Genomic DNA, 26,658 nt, shown 5'->3' with positions numbered 1-26,658 from the left:
CCCGCCAGACCGCCGCCGCCGCGCCGGTGCTCGGCCGCATCCCGGCCGCGTGGCGCAACGCCGCCGGCCGGCCCCGGCAGCGCGTCTACCGGCGCGGCCCGGAACAGTACGCCGTCACCTACGCGTCGGTGGGCCGCCGGCTGGTGTCGGACTTCGTCGACGGGGTCGACGTCCTCGACGTGCTCGGCGACCGGGTGGTGCTCGGCGACGGCCCGATCCGGGAGACGTACCGGGTCACCGTCACCGGCGGGTCGGTCGACGTCGACGGCCCGCACGGCTCGGCCGGGTTCGAGCCGGTGCCCACCTTCACCGATCCGGCCGAGTCGGTCGCGCAGGGCTCGCTGCTGGCGCCGATGCCCGCGACGATCACCACGGTCGCCGTCGAGGTCGGCGCGGTCGTCGCCAAGGGTGACCCGATCGTCGTCCTGGAAGCCATGAAGATGCAGCACACGGTCACCGCTCCCACGGACGGAACCGTCACCGGGCTCACCGCGGTCGTGGGCCGGCAGGTCGTTGCGGGCGCCGTGCTCGCCGTCATCGAGGAGAAGCCGTGACCAACTTCGTCGAGTCCGACGAGCGCCGCGACCTGCGCGCAGCGGTCTACCAGTTGGGCAGCAAGTACGGCGAGTCGTACTTCTACTCGGCCGCGGCCCGGGGCGAGAAGACCACCGAACTCTGGCAGGACGCGGCGGCGGCCGGCTACCTGGGCGTGTCGATCCCCGAGGAGTACGGCGGAGGCGGCGGCGACATCGGCGACCTCGCCGCCGTGGTGGAGGAGCTGGCCACCGCCGGGTGCCCGCTTCTGCTGCTGGTCGTCTCGCCGGCCATCGTCGGCACGATCATCGCCAAGTCCGGCACCGACGAGCAGAAGCAGCGCTGGCTTCCGGGCCTGGCCACCGGCGAGGCCCGCTACGCCTTCGGCATCACCGAACCGGATGCCGGCTCCAACTCGCACCAGATCGTCACCCGCGCCCGCCGCGACGGCGCCGACTGGGTGCTGACCGGCCGCAAGACGTACATCAGCGGCATCGACGAAGCCGGTCACGTCCTGGTCGTCGCCCGGATGGAGGACGCCCGCACCGGCAAACTCAAACCCGCGCTGTTCATGGTGCCGACCGACGCGCCGGGCTTCGTCCACCAGCCGATCGAGACGGGTCTCGTCTCGCCGGAGAAGCAGTTCAGCCTCTTCTTCGACGACGTGCGGCTGCCGTCCGACGCGCTCGTCGGCCGCGAGGACGCCGGGCTCGACCAGCTGTTCGCCGGCCTCAACCCGGAACGGATCATGGCGGCGTCGCAGGCCACCGGCACCGCGCGGTGGGCGCTGCGCAAGGCCGTCGACTACGCGAAGCAGCGGGAGGTCTGGGGCGCCCCGATCGGCACCCACCAGGCGATCGCGCATCCGCTCGCCCAGATCCACGTCGAGGTGGAGGCGGCTCGCCTGCTCACCCAGAAGGCCGCCGCCCTGGACGCCGCCGGTGACCTGCTGGCGGCCGGCGAGGCGGCCAACATGGCCAAGTACGCCGCCGGCGAGGTCGCGTGCAAGGCCGTCGACCAGGCGATCCAGACCCACGGCGGCAACGGGCTGGCGGTCGAGTACGGCCTGGTCCAGGCCCTGGCCAACGTACGGCTGTCGCGGATCGCCCCGGTCAGCCGGGAGATGGCGCTCAACTTCATCGCCCAGTTCTCCCTCAAGCTGCCCCGTTCGTACTGAGAGGGTCCCGTTGTCCGTCCTCCTGGATGTCGCCGCCGGCATCGCCACGATCACGCTGGACAGCCCGCACAACCGCAATGCGCTGAGCCGGCAGCTGATGACCGAGCTCAGCGGCCACCTGACGGCCGCCGGGCAGGATCCCGAGGTCCGTGCCGTGCTGCTGCGCTCCAGTGGCCGGGTGTTCTGCTCGGGCGCCGACCTCACCGAGGCGCGAGCCGGTCTCGGCGCTGACGGGCCGCGTGCGATCGTCGGCCTCCAGCGGCAGATCGCCACGCTGCCCAAACCGGTCGTCGTCGAACTGGCCGGACCGGTCCGCGCCGGTGGTCTCGGGCTGGTCGGCGCGGCCGACGTGGTGATCGCCGCCGAGTCGGTGACGTTCGCGCTCACCGAGGTCCGGCTCGGGCTCGCCCCCTCGGCCATCTCGCTGAGCCTGCTCGAGCGGCTGACACCCCGGGCGGCGGCCGACGTCTTCCTGTCCGGGCGGACCTTCGACGCCGCCGAGGCCGCTGCGATCGGCCTGGTCACCCGCTGCGTGCCGGACGCCGGGCTCGCCGCCGCGGTCGCCGGGACCCTCGCCGAGCTGGCCGAGGGCAGCCCGCAGGGGCTCGCCGAGACCAAACGGCTGCTCACCGCCGGCCTGGTCGCCCGCATCGACCGCGACGGCGAGGAGGCGGCCGCGCGATCGGCCGAGCTCTTCGCGAGCCCCGAGGCGCAGCAGGCGATGCGGGCCTTCCTGTCCCGGCGGGCGTGACCGCCGGTCGCGGCGCCGGTCAGGGGCGGGGCTTGCTGGGCAGCCGGATGACGAACGTGGTGCCCGGACCGGCCCGGTCGGCGACCGCGATCGTCCCGTGGTGCCGTTCGATGATGGTGCGGGTGATCACCAGCCCCAGCCCGGTGCCGGGGATCCGGGCCTGCACCGCCGTCGACGCCCGGTAGAACCGGCGGAACAGCCGGGGCCGTTCCTCCGCGGGGATGCCGATGCCGGTGTCGGTCACCGTCCACGTCACCCAGTCCGGCGCGGTCGCGTCCGGCGCGGCGCTGACCGTGACGCTGCCGCCCTGCGGTGTGTACTTCACCGCGTTGGAGAGCAGATTGTCGGCCACCTGCCGCAGCCGGTCCGGGTCGCCGCACACCGGCAGGCTCGGCGGCAGGTCGACCCGGACCATCAGGTCCTTGGCCTCGGCGGTGACCGTGCTGGTGGCGATGCTCTCGGTGAGCAGCTCGGACAGGTCCAGCGGCGCCATCTCCACGGTCAGGGCGCCGGACTCCAGCTGGGCCAGGTCGAGCAGGTCGTTGGTCATCAGGTTGAGCCGGTCGGCGCATCTGGCGATGGTCTGCAGATGCCGGCGCCGCTGCCCGGGGTCGAGGTCGTCGCCGTCGTCGAGCAGGTCGATCGTCCCGAGGATGACCGACAGCGGGTTGCGCAGCTCGTGGGTGACCATCGACAGGAACTCGTCCTTGGTACGGGCCAGGTCGACGGCCAGTTCCTCGGCGCGGCGCCGTTCCAGGTACTGCCCGACGTGCGCGGCCAGGCCACGGAGCAGGCCGGTCAGGGTGTCGTCGGGTTTCTCGGCCCGGTCGCCGTAGACGCACAGCGCGCCGAGCACCCGCGCCCCGATCCGGATCGGCACACCGACCGCGACCCGCAGACCGGTCCGGGCGGCCGCACGGCTGCGCGGGGAGTCGGTGTCCACGCTGAGGTCCGGGATCCAGCCCACCCGGCCGGTGCGCACGACCGTGCCGGGCAGGCCGGCCCCCGGCTCCAGCTCGTCGACCGCGAACCCGGCCAGGTCACGGCCCGCCCGGTCGTGCCGGGCCGCGCACGTCAGGGCCTGCCGCTGCTCGTCGATCAGCCACAGCTCGGAAACCGGCCAGCCCATCCGTTCGCCCAGCGCCTCCACCACCCGGGCGGCCGCGTCGCCGCTGGTCGGGGCCTCGGCCAGGCCTCGGGAGACAGCCGCCTCGACGATGGTGAACCGGCTGCCCCGCAGCGCGGCGGACACGTCGTGGGCGAGTGCGTGCACGATCCGGTCCGGGCCGCTGCCGGTGAGCGTCAGCGTGGTCTCGACCGGCAACTCGTGGCCGTCGCGGTGCATCACGGTCAGCTGCACCCGGCGCTCCAGCAGCCGGCCGGGGTCACCGTCGGCCAGCCGCCCCAGCGCGGCCAGATATCCGGCGCGGAAACGGCGCGGGACGATCAGCTCGGTGACGTCGTGGTCGTACGCCTCCGGCCGGCGCCAGCCGAACGTGGTCTCCGCCGCCGGATTCCACTCGACGATCCGCCCGTCGAGGCCGACCGCGACATACGCCTCGGAGATCACCGCGAGCACGGCGTCCGGCTCCAGAGGCCCGGGACCGGATCTTCTCTCGTGCCGGCGCATGCTCGCCCCCGAGGTCGGACCGGCTGGACTCCTGTCGGCTCATTGTGCACCGCCGGCCGGTTCGCCGACGCACGATCTGCGTGGTGGCGGCCCGCCGGTCCGCCGTCTCGCCGAATCCGGCCCGCCACCGCCGGCGGCGTGGTCGACTCGAGGCAACAGAGCAGTCCTTCGGAGCGCATGCCATGGACATCGGCGACCCGGTGATCTCCCGCCGCACGCTGCTTCGCGGTGTGCCGGTGCTGGGCGCCGGCCTCGCCGGGCTCCTCGGTGGGTGCGGCCCGGCCGGGGGCGGCGCCGCCCGCACGCTCACCCTGGCCGTCGACGGCACGAGCGCGGTCCACGACCCGGCCTTCTACAGCACGATCGGTGACTGGATGGCCGTCGACTGCATCTGCCGCGGCCTGACCTTCATCTCCTTCGACGACGTCGAGCCGGTCCCGGACCTGGCCGAGAGCTGGACCGTCTCCGGCGACCGGCTCACCTACACGTTCACGCTGCGCCGGGACGTCACCTTCCACAACGGCGCCGCGTTCACCTCCGCCGACGTGCTGGCCAGTCTGAACCGGCAGTTCGACGACACCGACCCGACCCTGCCCGTCGGCGCGTCCCGGCCGCTGCGCAGCCTCGGCCAGAACGTCGCCGAGCTCACCGCGCCGGACCCGGGCACCGTGGTCCTGCGGCTGGCGAGGCCGGACCGTACGCTGCTCGGGCGCCTGGCCGACATCGGCGCCCGGATCCTGTCCAAGGCGGCGCTGGACGAGCACGGTCGCGACATCGGCCGCCACCCGGTCGGCGCGGGCCCGTTCCGGTTCGTGTCGGCGGCCGCCGGGCAGAACGTCGTGCTGGAGGCGTTCGACGGGTACCGGCTCGGCCGCCCGCCGGTCGACCGCCTGGTCCTCCAGCAGGTCACCGACCCGTCGGCGATCGTCAGCTCGCTTCTCTCCGGCGACCTGTCGGCGACCCAGTTCACGCCCTACTCGGCGCTCGACTGGCTCCGCGAGGACGACGACCTCGTCGTCTACGACACGCCGAAGAGCTGCGCCGCGTTCCTGATGATCGACGTGCGCCGGATCCCCGAACTGGCCGTCCGCAAGGCGATCAACCTGGCCGTCGACCGGGAGTCGATCGTGCGGCAGGTGTTCTTCGGCGCCGCGGTGACACCCGACGGCTACACGGTCGCTCCGGACCAGGACGCCCACGACCCCACGCTCGCCGACCTGTCCCGCACCGACGTCGCCGCGGCTGCCCGCCTGATCCGCGACGCCGGCGCGACCGGCCGCACCGTACGCCTGATGTCCGCCTCCGACAGCTGGCATCCGCGGGCCGCGCAGATCATCGCCCAGAACCTCGCCGCCATCGGCCTGCAGGTGGAGACCGACACCGTGGACCCGGCCGGGTACTTCAGCCGGCTGCTCGACCCGGACGACCCGTTCCACGAGCTGATGATCTGGGAACGCAACAGCTACTACCCGGACGCCGACGACATGATCGGCGTGCTGGCCCGGCCGTCCGGTGTCTACGGCGACCTGATCTCCGGGTTCGCCGGCCTGCCCGGCGCGGCCGGCTGGGCCGGCATCCTGTTCGACGCCAAGAACATCGCCGACCCGCGGGCACGCCGGGCCCGGTACACCCGGATCCAGCGGGACTGGGCCGGCACCTACATGACCCTCGTCATGCTGGCACACGCGGCGAACCCGGTGGTGAGCCGCCGCAACGTCCAGCACCTGAACTGGAAGGCCCTCGGCAACCATCGCTGCTACCTGGACACCGCGGATGTCTGAGCCCGCCGCCCGCCGCCGGCCCGCCCCGGCAGTGATCGGCGCCTGGCTGATCATCGGCCTGTTCGTGCTGGTCGCGATCGTCGGCCCGCTGGTGACCGCCGACCCGGCCCGGCACACCGCATCCCCGCTGCTGCCGATCGGCGCCGACCGGCATCCGCTCGGCACCGACGACCTGGGCCGCGACCAACTGGCCCGGATGGTGTGCGGCGCCCGGCCGTTGCTGCTGGTGTCGGTGACGGCGACCGCCGTCGCCGCGATCCTCGGCATCGGCGCCGGCCTGGCCGCCGGGTACGCCGGAGGCCGGATCGACTGGCTGCTGACCGCCGCCACCGATGTGGCGCTGACGTTCCCCACGATGCTGCTGACCATCCTGATCGTCGCGGCCTGGCGGCCCGGCGCGGCCGGTCTGGTGGCCGGCATCGGCGTCACCCTCGCGCCCGGCCTGACCCGCCTGGCCCGGGTGCTCACCGCCGCCGAGGCGACCCGCGAATACGTGGCCGCCGCCCGCAGCGCCGGCGCCCGCGCCTCCCGGATCCTGGTGCGCGAGATCCTGCCGAACATCGCCGGGCCGATGCTCGCGCAGGTGGTGATGACCCTGTCGATCGCTGCCGGGTTCGCCGCCGGGCTGTCCTATCTGGGACTCGGCATCCAGCCACCGACCCCGGACTGGGGTTACATGGCGCACGCCGGGCAGGAGTTCCTGTACACCGCGCCCCGGCTGGTGACGTTGCCGGCGGCGGCGAGCCTGCTGTTCGTGGTCGCCTGCAACCTCGCCGGCGACGGCCTGCGCGACGCCGTCGACCCGCGGCGGGACCGGTGAACGGGGTGGGCCGGCCATTGCTCCGGCGTCTGGCCGCGGCCCCGGTGGCGCTGCTGGTGGTGTGCACGACGGTGTTCCTGGCCGTACGGCTGGCGCCCGGATCACCGGCCACCGACCTGGCCGCCGCCGGCGCCGACGGGCAGAGCACCGCCGAGATCGCCGGGAACGCCGCCCGGGTCGAGGCCACGCTGGGCCTGGACCGCCCGTGGCCCGAGCAGTACCTCGGATTCCTTCGCGATCTGGCCCACCTGGATCTGGGCGTCTCGATCCACGGCGGCAACGACGTCACCACCCTGGTCGGGCAGGCGCTGCCGGCCACGATCGAGCTGGCCGTCGCAGCGATGCTGATCGCCGCGGTCACCGGGGTGGGTGCCGGCGTCCTAGCCGCCTTGCGCCGGGACACGTGGCTGGACACGGCCGGGCGGGTCGCCGGGACGGTCGCCTACTCGCTGCCCTGGTTCGCGCCCGGCGTGCTGGCGATCGTGGTCTTCGGCGTGTGGCTGGACCGGCTGCCGGTGATCGGCCGGCTCCCGCACGAACTGGGCTACCGTCCGTCGACCGGGTTCGTGCCCGTCGACGCGGTGGTGCAGGACCGGCCGGAGCTGGTCGCGCCGTGGGCGGAGCATCTGATCCTGCCGGCGGTCACCCTGGCGTTGTCGCCGGCGGGTTTCCTCATCCGGGTGGTACGCGCTGCCGTCCTCGACGTTCTCGGGGAGGACTTCGTGCGTACCGCCCGGGGGAAAGGTCTTCGCCGTGGCCAGGTCCTGTGCCGGCACGTGCTGCGGGCCGCGTCCCCGCCCGTGGTCACCGTGCTCGGCCTGCACTTCGGCACGCTGCTCGGCGGATCGGTGGTCACCGAGACGGTGTTCTCCTATCCGGGTGTCGGGCGCCTGCTCGTCAACGCGATCATGCAACGTGACTATCCGGTCGTGCAGGCCGCCGCGCTGGCCGTAGCCGTGCTGTTCGTCCTGGTCAACGTCGTGGTGGACGCGCTGTGCCTGATCCTCGACCCACGCTTGCGGAAGGTCTGAGCGCCGTGCCCGGCGGATTCGTCCCGGTCGTGGCGCCACCCGCCATGTCCGCCGCCGACGTCACCCTGTTGCGCCGGGCCGAGGAGCTGCTGGCCAGGGTGTGGGTGCCCGGCCGGCACGAGGTCGCCACCGCGTTGCGCGCCGCCGACGGGTCGGTGCACACCGGTGTGCACGTCGAAGGGTCGTGCCGGCGCAGCTCGATCTGCGCCGAGGGTGTCGCTCTGGGCACGGCCCGGGCGGCGGGCGTGGTGTTGACCGACATCGACTGCGTGGTGTCGGTTCTGGTCAAACCGGCCGGCGTGTTCCGGCTCATCGCACCCTGCGGCGTGTGCCGTGAGCTGCTCAGCGACTACAGCCCACAGGCGACGGTCTGGATCGTCCGTGCGGGCGCCGACGAGGCGATCGCGGTGCCGGCGATCCACCTGCTGCCGGAGAAGACCCGGCGCCGCTGGTGAGGGTCTTTCGGAAGAAGGACATTTCCGTCGACGGGAGGTCGAACTGATCATCGGTCGCCATCGTATCCATGGTCGCTGACAGGTCATGGGGTGATGACAGGGAGAGACAAGTGAACGATCACACCTCCGACAGGCCGCCGGGACTGCGCGTCGGCGGCTACATCGCTCCCGACGTGCCCGCGCCGCCGCCGAAGCGCCCCCGCATCACCCTGCCTGACGTCGCGGACTACTGGCCGGACGCCTCGACCTTGCCGCAGCCGGAGGCGCTCGGCACGCCACCGCCGGCGCAGCCTGCCGTCCCGGTGGCGCCGGCCGGCAACCGCCGCACCTGGCTGGCCGCCGGCGTCGGGCTCGCCGTCGGGGTCGCCCTGTCCGGCGGCGTGGTGGCCCTGACCCGCCTGACGTCGTCGCGGGAGGCCGACGACTCTCCGGCCGCGCCGGGGCCGCCCGCCGTCACCGTCTCTCCCGCGACGTCACCGTCGGCGGTCCCGGCGCCGCCCGCAGCCACCTCCGCGCCGCCCGACGGTCCGACCTTCGAGATGGTCACCGACGTCAAAGAGCTGTCGGTACGGACCACCCGGCTCGGCTCCGGCGAGAGGTTCCGGGTCAGCACCCCCGACGACTCGGGCCTGCGGGTCAACCCGGTCCTCACCGGCGACGTCCTGACCGTGACCACCACCCCGGTCGGCTCAGGCGGCTCGGGCCGGGTCGAGGTCCTGCTCAGCGACCGGATCGTCTGGCGTCTGCTACTGACCGGGGGTGTGGAGAGGTCGACCTTCGGTCTCGCCGCCGGCACGGTGAGCCGTATCGACGTCAACGGCGGGGCGCTGCAGATCGACATGACCGTGGGGGTCGACCGGGTCACCGTGCCGATCCGGATGACCGGCGGGGTGAGCACGTGGCGGATCCGGACGCCGGCGCGGGTGCCGGTACAAGTCGCGGCGGGCGGAGGCGCCGGGGAGGTCGTCCTCTACGGACGCAACGACGGAGGGCTGAAAGCCGGCAGCATCGTGCGCTCCGGCAACCCGGACAACCGGCCCGGCATCTCCGTGGAGGCGGTGGCCGGTTTCGGCGCCCTGCACGTCCTGCAACTGTGAACAGGCGCGGGCCCTGTCACCGGGAGACCGGCAGCTGCCAGCGGTTGAGCGCCGTGCTCGTGCACACCTTCGCGGACAGCGCCGGGCCGCCGGATCCCTGCGGCAGCACCCCCAGACAACGGCCGGAGCCGGTGTTGAACAGCGTGCTGTCCGGCTGCGGAACCCACAGCTGGGCGCCGCTGAAGTTGCAGTCCCAGATCTGCACCTGGTTGCCGATGTCGGCGCCGCCGTTGGCCCCCAGGTCCAGGCATTTGGTGCCGGCCGCGTTCATCAGGGCGCCCTCCTTGGTGAAGGTCCACTTCTGATTCGCGGCGCCGGTGCACTTGGCCACCGAGATCTTCATGCCGTTGGAGTCGTCGGCCGGCATCACGATGCACCGGCCGTCGCCGGTTGTCGGCGTGGTCACCGGCTTGACCGTGCTCGGCGACGGGGACGGCGACTGCTTGGGCGACTTCGACGGTTTCGGTGACCGGCTGCGGGACGGGGAGACCGTGGTCCGCGACGGGGACGGGCGGACCGGCGCCGAATACGACGGCGACGGCGCCGGCGGCAGCGCCGGAGAGGTGGCGGCGGTGGCCGCCATCGGGAACGCCGACGGGGCGAGCCGCAGGGCGGCGAACGCGCCACCGGCGAAGACCAGCGCGCCGGCGACCACGAGGGCGGCGGCCGTCAGCACGGTCCGGCGGCGGCGGACCGGAACATCGTGGAGCGTCACGGCCGGCGGTGGTGTGTCGGGCACGGCTGGGGCTGCTGCCGCCGTCGCCGGGATCGCGGCCCCCGAAGTCGCTGTTGCCGGTGGCGCTGTTGCCGGGGTCGCTGTTCCAGGTGTCGCTGTTGCCGGGGGCGGGGAACCTGGGGAGCGCAGGCTGCGGCACCGGGCGACGATCTCCGCCGGAGTCGGCCGGGCCGACGGATCCTTCGCGGTGCAGGCCCGCAGCAGACCGGCCAGCCCCGGATCGACGCCGTCGAGGTCGATGTCCTCGTGCATCAGCCGCACATACACCGTCTCGAACGTGCCGCCGCCGTACGGCCGGCGGCCGGTCGCCGCGTTGGCCACGGTGGCGCCCAGCGCGAACACGTCGGTGGCCGGGGACAGCTCGTCCGAGGCCATCAGCTCCGGAGCGATGAAACCGGGCGTGCCGAGCGTGATGCCGCCGACCGTCAGGCCCGACTCGTCGATGCCGCGGGCCAGCCCGAAATCGATCAGCTGCGGACCGGTCGGCGAGAGGATCACGTTCTGCGGCTTGATGTCACGATGGCAGATGTCGTGCCGGTGGATGTCGGCCAGCCCCTCGGCGACCGCGGCCAGCAGCCCCAGGCACCGCTGCGCGGAGAGCGCGCCCTCCTCGGCGATGGTCGCGGCGAGCGTCGGGCCGGGGATGAACTCGGTCGCCATCCAGAACGGCGCCGTCGTGACCTCGGCGTCGATCAATGTCGCCGTGTACGCGCTACGCACCGTCCCCAGCATCGCCGCCTCCCGGCGGAACCGGGCGACCGCCTCCGGGTCGGCCAGATAGCTCGGGTTGATCACCTTCACAGCGGCTGGCCGGCCCCCTGGTGACCTGCCCAGATACACCGTGCCCATGCCTCCGGCACCGAGGATGCCCTCGAGGTCGTACGGACCCACCTGCTGCGGGTCGCTGGGCGACAGCGGCTTCATCAACCCCGTGTTTCCTCCGGCTCGGCCCCCGTGACGTAGCCACATGTTGGCAGACGATCACCGCCCACCCGCAACGGGCGGGCTACTGCGCGGTAGCCGGATCGGGACGGAACAGCTCGACCAGCGCCCGGTGCCGGGCCACGTCATCCGGCACCGGCGCACGATAGCCGCACCGGCGGATGTGGTCGAGCAGCTCCGGGTCCGGCGCCAGACCGTACGTCCGCAGGTAGTAGCCGGACACGTCGGTCCAGATCCACCGGCCGTCGGTGCGGAAATTCTGCGGCACCACCGGGCCGAGCGTGCCGTCCAGGACGTCGTGCTCGCGGGCCGTGGTGGCCAGCAGCGACTCGCCGGCGGCCAGGAAGCCCAGCACCCGGCCGGCCTCCTCGGGGCCGAGACGTTCGTGGCCGGGTTCGAAGGGCGGGTCCTCGCCGTCGAAGTCGCGGGCCAGAGCGACCGGCACGGCCGGGACACCGGCCCACAGCAGAGCCGACCGGCCCCGGGCCAGGCGCTGATAGGCGGGCGGTTCGCCGCCGTCCCGGAACACCTCCACCTGCGGGTCGCCGACCCCGGCCGCCCGCAGCGCGGCGTGAAGGTGGGCGGTGATCGCCGGCATCCCGGCCGGTGCGGCGGTGACGGCCAGCAGATACACCCGGGTGATCTCCGGGGTGAGCACGGTCGGTGCCCGCCACGCGCGCCACAGAGCGACCGCGCCGTCCACGGCCGCCGCGGCCCGCACCGCACCGGCGTCCGGTCCGTCGAGGGCCGCCCCACCGGTGGTCAGGTCCAGCGCGATCAGCGTCGGAGCCCCGGCCTCGGGTACCGCTGGGGCGAACTCCCAGTCCTCGGAGAGGTCCGGAACCGCCCGCAGAGCGGCGATGTCGATCGCCGGGTCGAGGGTGGACAGCAGCGACAGGTCGGCGTCGGTGGGCCGGAACCAGCCGCTGCCGGTCCCGGCCGCGACGATCCGGGCGGTCTCGGCGGGGCGGCCGGCGGCCAGCTCGTCACGCGCGGTGGCGACCAGGTCGTCGGCGGCGTTCCCGGCCGCCCGCAACAGCATCTCGTGCAGGTCGGCATCGGTCACCGGGGGCTCCTCGGTCGTGTCCGGCCCGCCGGGCGCCGGGCACGCCTACCAATGTGACCGGTACGCCGCCGTCCGGCGAGCCCGCCGATGGCCTTGTGCTCGATCCGCCCGTCAGATCTGCCCGGACGGGCGGACGTCCACGGCGGTCCGGGTCGACCCGGCCGGGCTGGGGCCCACGGCCGGATCGGGTACGGAGGGGCCGCCGGCCCAGGACGGGAGTTCGGTGCCGTGCGGTGGCAGCAGGAGCCGGAGCCGGGCGCGGGCCGCGGCCAGCGCGCCGTCGTCGAGCAGGTGAGCGGCCCGCACGTCGTCGCCGGTGATCCGGGCCGGAGCCGGGCCGTACGGGTTGGCGAGCACGTCCACCCCGTCGTCCAGCTGCCCGATCAGGCCGAGCAGGTCGGTCCGCTGCCATCCGGCCACCGGGACGATGTCACGCTGGGGTGCGCTGGTGGCGACGATCAGGCAGAGCGTGTGGTCGGGCGCGTAGACGACGAGCGGCCGGCCCTGCTCGTCGCACGCGACGTCGAAGACCGCGTCACGCAGCAGCAGCTGAACCAGTTCGACAGGCGGGGTGCCCCGCAGCAGGGCGTCGAGCGGGTCCGCCGGGGCGTCCGGGTCGATGGGCCGGTAGGCCGGGTTCGGCCGGAATCCGGCGATCCGCCCGTCGGCGGCCACCGGCCAGGATCCGGCCACCGCGGAGGCCGGCGGGCTCCCGTCGTCCGGGCCGGGGGTCCACGCCGGATCCAGCAGCAGGTACCTGTCGGTCACTTCGTTGCTCCGATCACGGTGAACGTGCCGCCGTCACGGACCGGCATCTGCTGGAGCGGCTGGATCGTCGCGGGCTGTCCGGTGGTCCGGGTACCGGTGACGTCGTCCGATTCCCCTAGGACACGATCCAGATCGGCGTCACCTTGCGGGACGTAGGGCACGATCGGGCCGGCGGCGGCGCTGCCGTCTCCGGTCGGCTGCCCGGGCGTCACCGCAACCGATTCCGGCGTGACGGGAGCCGTTTCCGGCCGTGCGGGCACTGGTTCCAGCGGTGCGGGGACTGATTCGAGGGCAGGTTCCGGCGGTGCGGGGACTGGTTCCGACGGTGTCAGGGCTGGTACTGACGGGACCGGAGCCGGCACTGCGGGCGCGGGGACGGGTTGCGGAACGACGGGGGCCGCGGGCGGCGGTGGTGGCTGCTGCGCTTCGTGGAGGGCGCTTCCGTACCCGCGGAGAGCCTTTTCCCAGGTTCTTGCGGCCGCGTTCTCGGCGGCTTCCGCGGCGGCCAGCGACCGGATCGCACCGCCGCCGCGCCGCACCGCGTCGGTTCGCGCGGCGGCGTCCGTGTAGGTCTGCGACGCGTCGGCGAGGGTCTGCGCCGCCGCCGTCAGCCCGTCCGGGAGGGTGCTCCCGGTCAGCTCCACCGCGACGCTGTCCCGCACCCGCAGCAGCACCGCATCGGTGACCAGGACCTCGGTGCCGCCGGTGTGCCGCGACCCGTCGGAGAACACGCCGGGCTTGCCCGACACGCTGAACCGGAACCCCACGTCGTACAGCAGCCCGCGGGTCAGGGTCTCCTTCTCCGGCCGTTCGGTGGCGGCCCGGCCGGCGAGCTTGTGACCGTGTTCGATGCTCGTCGACAGGGCCGGCGAGCCGGTCGTCAGCAGGTCCCGGTCGGCCTGGGTGGAGCCCATCACCGACTGGAAGTCGCGGCGCTGGGCGCCGTGCGTGCTGCCCGCCGCCATGGCCACGACCGGGGCGACGGCCGTCTCCACGCCGGTGTGCTTGACCTCGGTCTGGTGTTTGTGGTCGTCGCTGACCGAGCTCTTGATGGTGATCCGGTGGTCGGCGCCGGCCAGCCGGGCCGAACCGGACAGGATCCGGGCGTCGACGTACAGGTACCGGTCGGCGCCGATCGGCAACGGGACCGCGAACGTGCCGCCGGTCATCGCCCGCAGCGCGGTCGCCATCGTGTCCGGGGTCAGCGCGCTGTCCAGGGCGGCGATGGTGTCGTCGTCGACGTCACCGCCGGAATCCAGGATCGCCTGCGCCGCCGCGGCCCGCAGGGCGGCCATGTCCGGCAGGAGGCGCTCCACGGCGTACGCGTCGGGCTCGTCGGGAAGCCGCAGCGTCCCGTCCGCCGTGCGCCATCTCTCCCGGGCCGCCTCGGTGTGCCCGGCCCGGTCGACGGTCAGGATCGGGCCGGTCTGGCCGAGCCGGGTGTGTCCCGGTCTCGGCGCCGGCAGGGTGTCGCCGGGCAGCGAATGGAACTCCACCTCCCGGGTCTGCACATCGGTGGCGAGCACGGCGCCGGCCGACCGGCCGTCGCGTCCCAGGTGTCGGTCACCGCGGGTGATCGACAGCTCCACGGTGGCCTGCCCGCGCCACGCTGCCACCGGCCCGGTCGCGGTCAGCGCCTGCTTGTGGACACTCGTACGCCCGGTGGTGTCCTTGCGGTCCCGGGTGCCCCACTTCAGCCCGCCGCGCAGCGCCATGCCGAGCGAGCCGGCCCGCGGAGCGGCGGGCGTGCCGGGTTCCCGCAGCGTCTGGTTGAACCGGGCGGTGACCGAGCCGCCCAGTTTCTGCCGCCACCGGGACCTGACCACACTGTCGGCGATCTCCACCTTGCCGGAGACGCCGAGCTGGTCGACGTGTGCGACGGTGGCGCCGGCCGGCGGCGCCGCGAAGGTGATGTCGGCGGCCAAATAGTAGGTGTGGCCGGTGAGCCGGTCCTCCAGGCGCAACGGCTGGGTGCGGCCGCCGTTGAGCCCGCCGGGCAGATGCCCGTGCAGGTTGGACAGGAACTCGCGGACCGCCCGGCTGTTGTCGTGCGGGCGTGCCAGCCCGTCGCGGGGCAGCAGCCGTTCGGCGGTCTGCCGGGCCTTGGCCTCGTCGCCGCCGTACTGCCGGGTGAGGCCCTTGACCAGGCCGGACCGCAGGTGGTCGAGGCGGTCGCCGAGGTCGATCGGGGTCAGCGACCCGCCGATGCCGACGCTCGGCGCGCCGGTCACCGGGACCGCCCCGGCGGGGCGAGCAACAGGCGGCGACGGCAGCAGACCGTCCGGCACCTTGCGCGCCGCCTCGGGTTTCGGAGCTTCATTCTGTACGGCCACCGCCCGCGCGGTCCGCTCGTCGAGCCGCCGGAGGAGGTCGTCGTTGTGCCGCCCGGACATGTCCCGGGCCGTGTCCCGGTGCCCGGCCAGCAGTTCGGCTTGCGCCCGTTCCTGGTCGGTGGTCAGCGCCTGGACGGCGGCGGTGTGGTTCTCGTCGAGGGCGCGCAGCCGGTCCCGTTGCTGTTCACGGAGCCGGTCCAGCTCCCGGGAGACGCTGACCGGGGCCGGGCCGCCGGGTTCCGGTCCGGCCGGCACCGGTTGCTGCCGTCGTAGTTCGTCGCGGCGTTCGCGCAGTTCACGCCGCTGATCGGCGGCCACCGCGGCACGCTCCTGCTCCTGCCGTCGGCTCAGGTCCCGCAGCGCGCCGGTGTGGGCCTGCCGCTGGGTGTCGCGTTCCTGCCGCTGGCCGGCGTCCAGGCCGTCGCGTTCGCGCTGCTGCTCCCGGGCCGTCTCGATGTCGGCGCGGGTGGCGGCGAACTCGGCGTCGTGCGCCCGCAGCCGGTGGTACTGGGCCTCGGTCATCCACATCTGGACCCCGTCCGGGACCAGCACGTGCTCGGCCGCCGACCGGGTCCGGCCGTGGCCCGGATGCCATGGGTTCTCGTGCACTTCGGCGGTCACCTCGGCGTCCAGGTCGAGCTGGACCAGCACCATCCGTTCGGCCCGGCCGGTCAGCGACAGCCGGGAGCCGCCGGACAGGTCCTGGCCGCGGCTGCGTCCCCACTTACGGCTCAGCGGGACGAGCTGGCCGACGAAGATGCCGCCGGGAACGTAGCGCAGCAGACCGGCCGGCAGCGGGGTGTGCGCGACCGACCCGACACCGGTGACCGTCGCGCCGGCCTCGAACTGGCGGCCCTTCACGTTGCTCGACGTGGTTCCGCCGGAGTGGGACCGCTTGCCTTTGCGGTACCCGCCGGTGTCGATGATCCGTGGGTTGGCCGGGCGCAGCCGGATCGCGGCCTGGGCGGTGGTGTCGGCGGTTCGCCGCTCGTGCGCCAGGCCGGTGATCTCGGTGGCCGAGCTGAACAACGACGGGCTGGACGTCATCGACTCCGGCGACAGTGCCTCGGCGACGGTCAGCGGGATGGTCGTGGCGCCCGAGTCGAACAGTGGATCGCCGCCGGACGCGGCCCGCAGCACCCGCATCGTCGCGGCCTCCAGCGCCGGGGACGCGGTGAACGCGGTGAGCCGGTTGCCGTCCAGGTCCCGCGAATAGCCGCCGCCGATGCCGGTGACCGGGTTCGGCCGTCCGATCGGCTCGCTCGTCACCGGCCGGGGCGTGCGGCGTGCCGGTGGTCTGGTGCGGGTGGTGCGGTCGTCCGGCACGTACAGGCGTACCGGCAGGGTGTGGGTCTGTGGCGCGACGGCGGCCGGCCGGACCGGGGCGGGCATGTCGCGACCCGGTCCGCCGATCGAGGTGCGGCGGCCGACCGTGTTCAGGGTCCGGTACGACTCCGAGCGCACGGTCAGCGTCAGCTCGGTCGCGAACGCCCGCACCGGCCCTTTGTCGATGGTGCCGTCGGCTTTCACCTTCGTGCCGTGGTCGAGGTGGAAGGTGGCGCCCTGGGACAGGCCGAGCTTCTGCGCGCGGGTCGAGGTGCGGGCGAAGCGGATGCCGGCGAGCAGGGTGCCGTACAGCTTGGCCGCCGGGCCGTAGAGGCGGCCCTCGACGCCGATCTCGGCGGTCGTCGTGGTGCCCCGGCCGGACACCGTCGACGACTTCTCCTTGAGCCGGGTCGCGGTGCCGTCGGCGCGGCGGCCGGCGGTCGGGCCGTCGGAGAGCGGGCCCATGACACCGGTGATCGTGATGATCGTCGGGTAGTCGTGGCGGACCCCCGCGTAGCGCACCGGGATCTTCAGGCCCGGCCCGATGATCCGGTTGAGCACCGTGACCAGGTGATCCTCCGACAGGGTGGCCCGGACCTCGTCGGTCCGCCGCCATCCGGCCCGGTCGTCGGCGTCCGGGTGGCCGTCGTGTCTCGGGTCGCCCATGTCGCCGAGCAGGTCGTTCTCCGACAGGAAGAGGCCGAACAGCGAGTGGTCCAGGCGTGGCTTGCCGGGCACGTCGCGCAGCGCGGCGGCGATCGCGTCGAACAGGCCGCTGGTGTCGCCGAGCTGCGGGATCGACCCGTCGAAGGAGATGCCGTGCTCCAGGTTCGGCGGGGCGAACACCTCCCGGTCGTCGCCGTGCAGCCCGGGCCACGCTTCGTCGCCGAGCCGGTCCGGAGTGGTCCACTGGAAGCTGTCCACGACGCCGTCCAGCCGCTGCGGAGTGCCGCCGGGCAGCGCCACCTCCAGGTCGTAGACCACCTGGAACCGCGTCATCGGCCCGGCGCTGGTGGTGACCTGCTTTCCGGCGACGGTCGCGGAGTGCTCCTGGCCGTTCTCGGTGGTCCGGCTGAACCCGGCTCGCGGCCCGACCGCGAAGTTCGCCGCGCCCGCCTCGGTGCCCGCGCCGGCCCCACCGGAGATCCCGACCGTCCGGGACGCGTTGCGGTTGTCGTCGCGCTGGGCCGTGTGGGCGGTGGTGACCTCGTGTTCCGCGTCGTCGACGGTCTCCACCACCCGGGTCAGGCGGGGCACCAGGCGCATCCGTACCGCCGTCGACCGGGGTCCGCGCAGCGGGTTGCGGCTCGGCCGCACGGTCAGCGGATCGGAGGTGACCCAGCCGCCGGTCCGTTCCAGGGTGTGCAGTTCCTTCTGCAGGTTCCGGTCGCTGAGGAACTCGCGCAGCGCGCGTTTGCCGTCGGCGTCCAGGTCGAGTTTCGCGGCGACCTGGGTGAAGAAGTCCCCGGCCGGGCCGGGCCGGGCGGTGGCGCTCTCCACGACCGCGCCGGCCGGTGGGCGGCTGCCGGAGGCCGCGCCGCGTGGGCGGCGCAGGTCCCGGGGCACCACGAGATCCACCCGCCCGTCGGCGGTCACCGGGTCACCCAGTGGCCGGCCGCCCGGATCGCGCAGCTCGGCGATGTACCGCAGCGGCATGTCGACAGGCACGCCGTTCTTCAGCTTGACGGTACGGGTGACGGTGTCCTCGACGGTGCCGGTGTGTGCGCTGCCGGTGCTCGCCGCCATCGGAACGGTGACCGCGATGTCGGCGACCAGCGGCGGCAACGCGGCGACGGCGGCCCGCGGGTTGAGGCTCTGGTCGTCGGTGACCGAGGTGGCCGAGGTGGTCTTGCCGGTGTCCTTGCCGGTCGCCTTCAGATCCTTGCCTCCGGCGGCGTCCTTGGTGGACGCGGTCAGGCCGGTGGTGTCGAACACGGCCCGGATCACCAGGTCGGCCGGTTTCCCGTCGACCACGACCGGCTCGGCGTGCCCGTCGCCGAGGAACTTGTCGACGTCGTCGCGCATCAGGCGCCGCAACTGCTCGTGGATCTCCGGGTCCAGGCCGGGGACCAGGGCGGTCAGGTCCGGCGGGTCGATCCGCGCCTGGACCGGCGCCTGCTTGGCCAGGCCGAGCTGGCGGCTCTCGCGCAGGTAGCCGGGCAGCGCCCGTTCGATCGCGCGGGCCAGTTCGGCGTCGTTCTCCGGCTCCTCCTCGAGCGTGTACAGCGACGGCGGACGGGCCGGCCCCCAGCCCAGGGCGTCGTCCATCTCGACGTCGGGCGCGGCGCCGTGCTGCTGGTGCAGGTGGTTGCTGAGGTTCGCGTACTCGGTGAACCTGGCGTGCGAACCGGCCAGGCCGGGCTGCCGCGCCTGGTGGGTGTCCGCCTGCCGGACCTCCAGCGGCACCACCGGGCCGCCCGGGGTCTGATGGTCCAGGCTGGTCAGGTGGGTGCGGATGCCGAGGGCGTCGCTCTGGTCGATCGTCGCGACGCCACGGGCGGCCCGGGCCGGCTCGGTCAGGATCGTGTTGAGCAGCAGCGTCCGGGCCCGCGGGTCGACGTCGAAGACACTGGCCAGACCGTCGGCGCCGGCCTTGCCGTCCAGCAGAGCCGCCTTGTCCGGGGCCTGCCGCCGGTACTGGTTGATCACCTCCTGGCCGATGGCCTCGGCGTTCTCCTCCAGGAACCGCTGCACGACCGGCGGCAGCTGGGCGTTCAGCGCGGACATCTGCACCCGGGAGGCCGCGCCCAGATAGTTCTTGGTCAGCCGCTCGACCGGTTTGCCGTCGCGCTGTGACTCCAGCAGGTCGGCGGCGCTGGACAGGATCGCCGCGGTGTGCGTGTAGGCCATCGCGCCGATGCCCTGCACCAGCCGGTTCAGGTGCGGGTCGCCGGTCCCGAAGTGTTCGGCGAGGCGGCGGGCGAACTCCAGCCCGTGTTCCAGCGGCTCCCGGGTGTTCCTCGTCCGGGTGTCCTCGACCACCTTGGTCAGGAACTCCGGCATGCCGGCCAGCGGCACCCCGACCGTGTACTGGGTGTAGACCTGCTTCGGCGACTGCCCGCCGATGACGCCGACCTGGCTGCCGACGTCGCTGACCCGGAACTGCGGCAGCGTCGACAGCGCCTCGGCCAGTGGGGTGTTCCGGCCGGTCGCGGTCACCTGATGCAGCCTGTCGATCAGGTCGTTGATCAGCTGGAACGCGGGCGGGGCCGGTGGCCGCTGCTCGCCGTCGATCACGCCCAGCGGCTCGGTGACGATCTCGATGATCTGCTCGCCGCCGGAGTGGTCCATCACCAGCTTGATCGCCGGATGGATGCCGTCGTGGGTCTGCGCCAGCACCGTCGCGTAGCCGACGTCGACGTCACCGGGGGTGTCCAGCGCGAACTGCGTCTCGATCTCCACCCCGATCGCCCACGGATCGTCCGGGTCCAGGTCGGCGCCGGTGGGTGTGGACGGGTAGGTGGTCTCGGTGACCGGCCGCCGGGCGACGGTCTCCGGGGACTCGTCGGTCTCGTCCGGGTTCCGGTGGGCGGCGCCGGTGCTCCACGCGTTGTCCGGGTGCGCGGTCAGGTCCGGCCGGCGGCGGCCACCGGACACGGTGGTTCCGGCGACGAACACGCCACCGTCGGCGGTGGTCCAGGCGGTCCGGAGCGGGGCGTCGACGCGTACGCCCGGCAGGTGCCGCCGCAGGTCGGTGACGAACCGGCCGGCCCCGGTGTCACAGGCGATCAGCCGGACCGGCCGCCCGTTCCACGCCGGGTCGGCTTTGATCATCGCGGCCAGCTCGGCGGCTCCGACGGTGCGCGTGCCGATCCGGATGCCGTCCGGGGTGCCGTGGCCGTACACCTGGTAGACGGCCGTGCGGGGCGCCCGCCCGGCGTGGTCGAAGTGCGCCGGGTCGGTGCCGGCGTCGATCAGGCGCAGGCCGCCGGGCACGTGCACCGGACCGGTCGGCTCGGAGCTGCCCGCCCAGTTCAGCGCCTCGTCCATGACCACGTCGGCAGGCGCCGGGGTGGTGGCGGGCTGGTGATACAGGCGGTTGGTCAGCTCGGCGTAGTCGTCGAACCGTTCGCGGGTGCCGGGCATGCCGGTGCGGGCCGGGTCGCTCTGATGGGTGTTCGGCTGGCGGACCTCGAAGGCGACGACCGGATCACCGGGGGTACGGGTGTCGACATCGGTCAGAAAGGTGCGGATGCCGAAGGCGTCGCTCTGGTTGATCGGCTCGATACCGGCCCGGTCCAGGGCGGCCCGGGTCAGCAGGGTGCTGGCCACCACCCGGGACGTGATCTCGTCCAGGTGGTAGTAGGTCTGGCCGGGTGTGAGCCGGTCGTCGAGGATCTTCGACCGTTCCGGGGCGGTCTGCCGCCACCGGTTCTGGATCTGCTCGGCGATGGCCTGCGAATTCTGCTCCAGGAACCGCTGGACGTCCGGTGGCAGCTGCGCGTTGATCGCGTTCAGGTCCACCCGGGACGCCGCGGTCAGATAGTTCTTCGTCAGCCGGGGCAGGTCCTTGCCCTTGGTCTGCTTCTCGATGATGTCGACGTTCGCCTCGAACATCGCGCCGGTGTGGCTGTACACCAGGGCGCCCATGCCGCGCACGACCTCCCGGTGACGCGGGTCCGGGGAGGTCGTGGCGAACTCCGCGGCGAGCGCGTCGCCGAACGTCAGCCCGTCGTTGAGCAGGGTGACAGCCGGCGACGGTGTGCCGGACTTGCGGGGTTTGCTGGCCGCGTCGTCGGCGGCGGCCCGGAAGAACTCCGCCATGCCGTCGATCGGTGTCCCTACGGTGAACTGGGTGTAGAGGCTGCGTTCGACAGGTTCGCCGCTCTCCACCTTGGCGTTGCCGCCGGCATCGCTGACCTGGAACGCGACCGGCGGCGCGAGCACCTCCGCCAGGTCCTGCCCGGCCGGGGTGTCCGCGGTGATCGGCGGCACCCCCGACTGCTCCAGGGCCGGGCCGGTCAGCAGGAGGTTCGCGGTGACCGCCGGAATGGCCGGGGCCAGATCGTAGTAGGTCTGTCCGGAGCCGAGGCGGCTGTCCAGGACGGCGGCCTTGCCCGGGTTCTGGCCTTTCCAGGTCAGCGCCAATGCACGGGTGATGTCCGGAAAGTTGTCCTCGATCAGCTGCCGGGTCTGCGGGGAGAGGCCGGCGACGATCGCGCCCAGGTTCACCGGCGCGGCGACGGCCAGGTAGCCGCGCATCCGCTGGGGAAGCTGGTCCTGGTCGCCGTTCTCGGTGATGGCGTCGGCCGTCGACGCCAGCAGCGCGGCGGTGTGCGTGTAGGCCAGCGTGCCGAGATCCCGCACGCTGTCGTCGGCCAGCTGCTCGGCGAGCCGCTGCCCGAACTCGATGCCCTGTTTCAGCAGGACGACCGACGGGTGCTCCGGGTCGGCGGCGGTGTCCGCGACCTGCTGGAACAGGGCGCCGATCGCCGGGCCGGCCCGGCTCGTCGAATAGGAGAGGTCGCGGCCGGCGTCGGTCACCCGGAACGACTGGAACGGCGCGAGGATCTCGGCCAGCGGCATGTCCCGTCCCGAGCGGGCGGCCTCGTGCAGCCGGTCGATCAGCCGGTTGACGACCTCGAAGGCGGGGCCGGCCGGTGGCCGCCGCTCGCCGTCGATCGCGCCGAGCGGCTCGGTGACGATCTCGATGATCGGCTCGTGCAGGCTGTCGTGGTCGACGACCAGCTTGATCGCCGGATGGGCGCCCGGCGGGGTCTGTGCCAGCACGGTGTTGTAGCGCACGTCCTCGGTGAGGATGAACCTCGTCTCGATCTCGATGCCGATCGCCCACGGATCGTCCGGATCCAGATCGACCTCGGTCGGCGGGCGGTTGCTCGCGGTCACCGACTCGACGACCGGACGGTTGTGGATCGTCTCCGCGGACTCGTCGGTCTCGCCGTCGTTGCGGCTGGCGGTGCCGGTGCTCCACGCGTTGTCCGGGTGCGGGGTCAGATCCGGGCGTCGGCGTCCGCCGACGATTCTGGTCCCGGCGACGAAGACGTCACCGTCGGCGGTGGTCCAGGCGGTCCGGCGAGGGGCATCGATGCGTACGCCGGGCAGGTGCCGCCGTAGCTCGTTGACGAACCGGTCGGTGTCCAGCGGGCCCGCGCCGGTGTCGCAGGCGATCAGCCGGATCGGGCGGTTGTCCCAGGCCGGGTCGGCCTTGATCATCGCGGCCAGTTCGGCGGCGCCGATGGTGCGCGGGCCGATCGTGACGCCGTCCGGGGTGCCGTGCCCGAACACCTGGTAGGTGCCGGTGTGCGGGGCGCGGCCGGCGTGGTCGAAGTGCGCCGGGTCGGTGGCGCTGTCGATCAGCCGGAGCCCGGCCGGCACGTGAATCGGCCCGGTGGGCTCGGTGGACGTGCCGGTCGGGGTGCCGTCGGTCCAGGCCAGGGCCGGGACCGCCGCCTCGGACCGGAAGCCGGCCTTCTCCGGCGTCCCCGTCGACGGCGCGTGCTCGGTGGTCCCGCCGTCCGGGGTGCCGGACTCGGTCGTCGTTTCGGTGTAGGCCGGTGGCGGCGGCTCCTTGGCCTCGTAGACCGGGGGGCCCGCCTCCTCGGCCGGGGACTCCCGGTACTCCGGCGGAGCCTCGGCGGGCACCGCCACCTCGGTTGAGGGCTCGCGGTGCTCCGTGGCCTCGGTCGCCGGTGTGGTGGGGATGTCGACGTCGGTCGAGATGTCCTTCACCGGCTGCGGTGGGACGCCGGTCGGGGCCGGCTGGGTGGTCGTAGCCGGGGCGGGCTGCTGCGGGGGCGGAGGATTCTGGGCGGCGGTCGTGCTGGTCTGCGGGTTCACCGGTGCGGCGACCTGTCCGGTCACCGATGTCGTGGGTGTCGTCGCGCTCTGCTGGGACACCGGCGCCGGGGTTGTCGTAGTGCTCTGCGGCGATACCGATGTGGTGGTCGTGGTGGTGATTTGCGGCGATACCGGTGTTGCGGTTGTCGTCGTCTGTTGAGACACCGCCGTCGTGGTCGGGCCCGGCGGGCTTTGCTCCTGGGCCTTTTCGGACATCGGCGCGGGGGGTGGTGTGGTCTCGGCCGGGGCCGTCGTTGTGGTCGGGACCGTCTGGGTGGCCGGGAACGGCGCCGGCTGGCCCTCCTGGGTGGCGGCCGGTGTGGCGGCCGGACTGTCGCTGGGCGCGGTCGCCGTCGGGCCGTCCGAGGTGACGCCGGGTGTGGGCGTCAGGTTGCCGGGTTGCGGCGACCCGGTGCTCGCGGGACCCGTGCCACCGGGGGCGGCCGGGTTGTCGAAGCCGGGCAGACCGGTGGTCGTCGTGCCACCGGTCTGCGGGACGGTGCTCGGCGGCGTGGTGCCCGCGCTGGGCGTCACCGGGGACTGGCCCGGTGCGGTGGTGTCACCTCCGACCGGCGATGGGACCGGAGGGAGCGCAGCGGTGGAACCGCCCTGGACGGGCGGGGACACGACGGTGGAACCACCCGGGGCGGGCGGGGATGAGGCAGGGTCGGTGGTGGAACCCGTTGGGGCGGGCGGGGGAGCAGTGGTGTCGGCGGTGGAACCGGCCGGGGCGGGCGGAGCAGTGGCGGTGTCAACGGCGGGGCCAACCGGCGCGGGGGCGGGAGCGGTGGTGCCGGTCGCGGGATTGGACGGGGTGGGAGATGACTGCGGATCGGATGGGGAGCCTGGAGCCGACGGCGCCGGCGAGGTGTTCGTGGCCGTTTCCGGGGCGGCGGCGGACGGGGGCGAGGCAGCGCCACCCGCGGTCACCGGACCGTCCGTGCTCGTGGTGATGCCACCGCCGTCCACCGGGGCCGGGACGCCGGAGGGGCTGCCCGCCGGGCCGCCGGACGAAGTCCCAGTCGGGGTGCCGGCGGGATCGGCAGGGCCGTTGGTCAGGGGCTGGCCGGTCATCTCGTTGACGACGTCGGCGCCCAGCGCGTCCACCACCGGGGCGAGCTGGGCGAAGTCGCCGCCGGCGTCGCGCAGGGTGTCGCTGAGTTCGGTGAAGTAGTCCTGGACGGTCTGCGGGGTGACCGGGTCCGGGCCGCCGGAACCCCGGCCCACGCCGCCCTCCGGAACGCCGGCGAGGTTGTTGCTGACCTGGTGGGCGTAGTCGACGCCGTACGAGCCGAGCATCGACGACGTGACGGTGGCCCACGGCACGAAATCGCCGCCGACGATGCTGGTGAAGCCGAGTTCGCCGAGCACCTCACCGATCGCCCCGTTGATGGCGCGGCCGTTCATGCCGTCGGCGAAGTTCGGCAGGATCTTCTTGACCGCCCCGCTCCACGCCGCGGCGACCCCGCCGATCATCGCGCCGCCCGCGCCCGCGAGCAGCCACTGGTTCCAGTCGATCTGGCCGACCTTGCGGTTGCCCTCGACCGTCTGGATGCCCATGGCCACGCCCTCTTCGGCCATCTCCTGGAGGCCCTCCTGCACGGCCTCTTCGACGATCTCCCCGCCGTACCGGAAAGCCTGCTCGGTCTTGGTCATCGGCGGCTTCGCCGGCGGAACCGGGTCCTTCGGGGCCGGTGTCGGCGTGTCCTTGGGTTTCGGTGCGGGTTTCGGGGTGGGGGTGTCCTTGGGGACGGTCTTCGGGGTGGGTTTCGGGACGTCCTTCGGTGTCACTTTCGGCAGGGCCTTGGGGGCCTTCGGCAGCGGCGGCACGTGCAGTTTGGACAGCCCCCGTCCCACGTGCCGCAACTTCAGGCCCTGGATCAGCGCACGGACGACTCCGCCGCCGCCCGCGATGTGGAACGGCACCAGGTACCCGAAGCCGGAAACCAGCGCCAGGAAGATGTCGAAAACGGTCAGGAACATGGCGATGGCGACCGAGTACTGGGTCTGCTCGGCGTCCAGCGTGAAGTCGTCGGCCTGCGCGATCATCTGCCGCAGCAGGTTGATGTCGTCCGGCACCCCGTCGGTGACGTTGCGGGTCGCGTTGTAGAACTCCCGCGCGGTCGGCCCGCTGACCGCGCTGAACACGCTCGTGGACAGGCCGCCCATGCCGGTGCTCAGCGCCATCATCGCCGCGACCACCTGGTTGAGCTCCGCGGTCATCGCCCGCAACTGGGTGATGTCCGCCTTCGGCAACTGCTCACCGGAGGCGATCAGGATCGCGGTGTACGCCCACTGGTACTCGGGGTCGTCGGGGATGTGCAGGTCCATGCCGGACGGCTACTCCGGCTCTTCGCCCGGCGTGAGCAGACGGCCCTGCACGCGCATGGCCCGGCGCAGCACCGGCTGCTCGGTGGTGCCCTCGGCCGGCTCGGCGACCATGAACCGGCGGGCCGGCGCGTTCGGGTCGGCCGGCACCTCGTGCCCGCCGACCGTCTCCGAGTCGACGAGCAGCAGGTAGGTCGACTGCTCGGCGTCGTCCCGGGCCTCTCCGAAGATCTTGCCGTTCTCGACGAGCCCTTCGCCGTAGTAGCCCAGGGTGGTGCCGACCACCTCGACCCGCGCCTCGACCGAGTCCAGCCCCTCGACGAACGACGGCCCGAACTTCTGACCCAGGTCGTCGTCACCCCACACCCCGTAGTACCGGGCCCGGATGTCGGCCACCCGGCTGCGCAGCCGACGCCAGTCGTGTGCCGCCGCCTCGTACGGGCGGGCGTGCGCGGCCAGGCGCTCCGGGTCGACGTAGAGCGGCTCGTCGGACATCGTGCCTCCTAGCGCTGGAGTTGCTCGGTGACGATCTGCGGCAGCCGCGGCCCGTCGGCCGGAACCATGTCGTTCAGCCCGAGCCGGCCGGCGAGCAGGTCACGGGCGTTCAGGCCGGCCGGCATCATCGGGGCGATCAGCTCGGCCGACTCCGCGATCGCCTTGGCCTTCGCGTCCTCGATGGTCTTGAGGATCAGCGCCGACAGGTCCTTCGGCGCGAGCCGCCGGTACGCGGTCCCGTGGAACGTGAGGTCGACGACCGAACCGGCGTGGTTCACCGTCACGTCGAGCTCGCGGCGCGGCGACGACGCGGTGGCCGTGATCGCCTGGATCCGCCGGTGCAGCTCGGTGAGGCTCAGGCGCTGACGCTGGTACTCCTCGAACATCGCTTCGAGGCGGTGGTCGTCCGGCATGCTCGGCCCTCTTCCGTCAGAGACCACCCAGCAAAGCCGGGCCCGGAACCGGCGGACAAGGGAATCCGGGCCGATAGGGGACCGACGGGCAAGACCGTTACCCGCACGGCCGCGCCCCGGCCCGCGGAGGCACGGACCGGATGTCAGTCGGGGCAGCATCGCCGGTCCGAGCGTGCA

General features: G+C 73.3%; 15 protein-coding genes. 8 read left to right on the top strand and 7 right to left on the bottom strand.

Annotated features, from left to right (window positions below):
- The 3 genes from AB0E94_RS47695 to AB0E94_RS47685 form a co-directional block, all read left to right on the top strand.
- On the top strand, positions 1-554 hold a 554-nt coding region (locus AB0E94_RS47695; RefSeq protein ID WP_360341706.1), incomplete at its 5' end, for a biotin/lipoyl-containing protein.
- Positions 551-1,711: an acyl-CoA dehydrogenase family protein gene (locus AB0E94_RS47690; protein ID WP_360341703.1), complete on the top strand. Its 1,161-nt coding sequence runs from the start codon at positions 551-553 to the stop codon at positions 1,709-1,711. The genes AB0E94_RS47695 and AB0E94_RS47690, both read left to right, overlap by 4 nt.
- 10 nt (positions 1,712-1,721) lie before the next feature.
- Entirely contained in the window at positions 1,722-2,462 is a 741-nt protein-coding gene (locus AB0E94_RS47685; RefSeq protein WP_360341700.1) for an enoyl-CoA hydratase-related protein, read from the top strand.
- A gap of 19 nt (positions 2,463-2,481) precedes the next feature.
- Here the strand turns inward: AB0E94_RS47685 and AB0E94_RS47680 are convergent, their stop codons facing one another.
- Positions 2,482-4,092 carry an ATP-binding protein gene (locus AB0E94_RS47680; protein ID WP_360341698.1) on the bottom strand — a complete coding sequence of 537 codons (1,611 nt, stop codon included), beginning with the start codon at positions 4,090-4,092 and terminating at the stop codon, positions 2,482-2,484.
- Positions 4,093-4,274: 182 nt separating this feature from the next.
- On the opposite strand from AB0E94_RS47680, the gene AB0E94_RS47675 reads away from it, so the two are divergent.
- The 5 genes from AB0E94_RS47675 to AB0E94_RS47655 all read left to right on the top strand — a co-directional run bounded on the left by AB0E94_RS47675 (position 4,275) and on the right by AB0E94_RS47655 (position 9,276).
- Positions 4,275-5,873, top strand: a complete 1,599-nt coding sequence (locus AB0E94_RS47675) for an ABC transporter substrate-binding protein (protein WP_360341690.1) — start codon at positions 4,275-4,277, stop codon at positions 5,871-5,873.
- On the top strand, positions 5,866-6,693 hold the full coding sequence (locus AB0E94_RS47670) for an ABC transporter permease (RefSeq protein ID WP_360341687.1): 828 nt from the start codon (positions 5,866-5,868) through the stop codon (positions 6,691-6,693). Before AB0E94_RS47675 ends, AB0E94_RS47670 begins: the two co-directional genes overlap by 8 nt.
- A 5-nt stretch (positions 6,694-6,698) precedes the next feature.
- On the top strand, positions 6,699-7,724 hold the full coding sequence (locus tag AB0E94_RS47665) for an ABC transporter permease (RefSeq protein ID WP_360341684.1): 1,026 nt from the start codon (positions 6,699-6,701) through the stop codon (positions 7,722-7,724).
- A gap of 5 nt (positions 7,725-7,729) precedes the next feature.
- Positions 7,730-8,179, top strand: coding sequence for a hypothetical protein (locus AB0E94_RS47660; protein ID WP_360341681.1), 450 nt, complete (start codon positions 7,730-7,732; stop codon positions 8,177-8,179).
- Between the two features lie 110 nt (positions 8,180-8,289).
- Positions 8,290-9,276: a hypothetical protein gene (locus tag AB0E94_RS47655; RefSeq protein WP_360341678.1), complete on the top strand. Its 987-nt coding sequence runs from the start codon at positions 8,290-8,292 to the stop codon at positions 9,274-9,276.
- A gap of 16 nt (positions 9,277-9,292) precedes the next feature.
- On the opposite strand, the gene AB0E94_RS47650 is transcribed toward AB0E94_RS47655, so the two are convergent.
- The 6 genes from AB0E94_RS47650 to AB0E94_RS47625 all read right to left on the bottom strand — a co-directional run bounded on the left by AB0E94_RS47650 (position 9,293) and on the right by AB0E94_RS47625 (position 26,481).
- Positions 9,293-10,936 (bottom strand): serine/threonine protein kinase, encoded by a 1,644-nt coding sequence (locus AB0E94_RS47650; RefSeq protein WP_360341675.1) that lies wholly within the window; start codon positions 10,934-10,936, stop codon positions 9,293-9,295.
- Between the two features lie 82 nt (positions 10,937-11,018).
- Positions 11,019-12,020, bottom strand: a complete 1,002-nt coding sequence (locus AB0E94_RS47645) for a hypothetical protein (protein ID WP_360341672.1) — start codon at positions 12,018-12,020, stop codon at positions 11,019-11,021.
- Positions 12,021-12,131: 111 nt separating this feature from the next.
- Positions 12,132-12,788 (bottom strand): type VII secretion system-associated protein, encoded by a 657-nt coding sequence (locus AB0E94_RS47640; protein WP_360341669.1) that lies wholly within the window; start codon positions 12,786-12,788, stop codon positions 12,132-12,134.
- Positions 12,785-25,576: a hypothetical protein gene (locus AB0E94_RS47635; protein WP_360341666.1), complete on the bottom strand. Its 12,792-nt coding sequence runs from the start codon at positions 25,574-25,576 to the stop codon at positions 12,785-12,787. The genes AB0E94_RS47640 and AB0E94_RS47635 overlap by 4 nt, the downstream gene beginning before the upstream one ends.
- A 9-nt stretch (positions 25,577-25,585) precedes the next feature.
- Positions 25,586-26,068 (bottom strand): hypothetical protein, encoded by a 483-nt coding sequence (locus AB0E94_RS47630; RefSeq protein WP_360341663.1) that lies wholly within the window; start codon positions 26,066-26,068, stop codon positions 25,586-25,588.
- Positions 26,069-26,076: 8 nt separating this feature from the next.
- On the bottom strand, positions 26,077-26,481 hold the full coding sequence (locus tag AB0E94_RS47625) for a YbaB/EbfC family nucleoid-associated protein (protein WP_360341660.1): 405 nt from the start codon (positions 26,479-26,481) through the stop codon (positions 26,077-26,079).
- Between the last annotated feature and the right edge of the window lie 177 nt (positions 26,482-26,658).

Source organism: Actinoplanes sp. NPDC026670, from assembly GCF_040638175.1.
In the GTDB taxonomy this organism is placed as follows: Bacteria; Actinomycetota; Actinomycetes; order Mycobacteriales; family Micromonosporaceae; genus Actinoplanes.
This window is presented reverse-complemented; position numbering and strand designations above follow the sequence as displayed.

Coding starts and splice junctions, on each gene's coding strand:
- AB0E94_RS47630 (WP_360341663.1), bottom strand. CDS start 26,068: ATGTCCGACGAGCCGCTCTACGTCGACCCGGAGCGCCTGGCCGCGCAC.
- AB0E94_RS47635 (WP_360341666.1), bottom strand. CDS start 25,576: ATGGACCTGCACATCCCCGACGACCCCGAGTACCAGTGGGCGTACACC.
- AB0E94_RS47680 (WP_360341698.1), bottom strand. CDS start 4,092: ATGCGCCGGCACGAGAGAAGATCCGGTCCCGGGCCTCTGGAGCCGGAC.
- AB0E94_RS47675 (WP_360341690.1), top strand. CDS start 4,275: ATGGACATCGGCGACCCGGTGATCTCCCGCCGCACGCTGCTTCGCGGT.
- AB0E94_RS47625 (WP_360341660.1), bottom strand. CDS start 26,481: ATGCCGGACGACCACCGCCTCGAAGCGATGTTCGAGGAGTACCAGCGT.
- AB0E94_RS47670 (WP_360341687.1), top strand. CDS start 5,866: ATGTCTGAGCCCGCCGCCCGCCGCCGGCCCGCCCCGGCAGTGATCGGC.
- AB0E94_RS47650 (WP_360341675.1), bottom strand. CDS start 10,936: ATGAAGCCGCTGTCGCCCAGCGACCCGCAGCAGGTGGGTCCGTACGAC.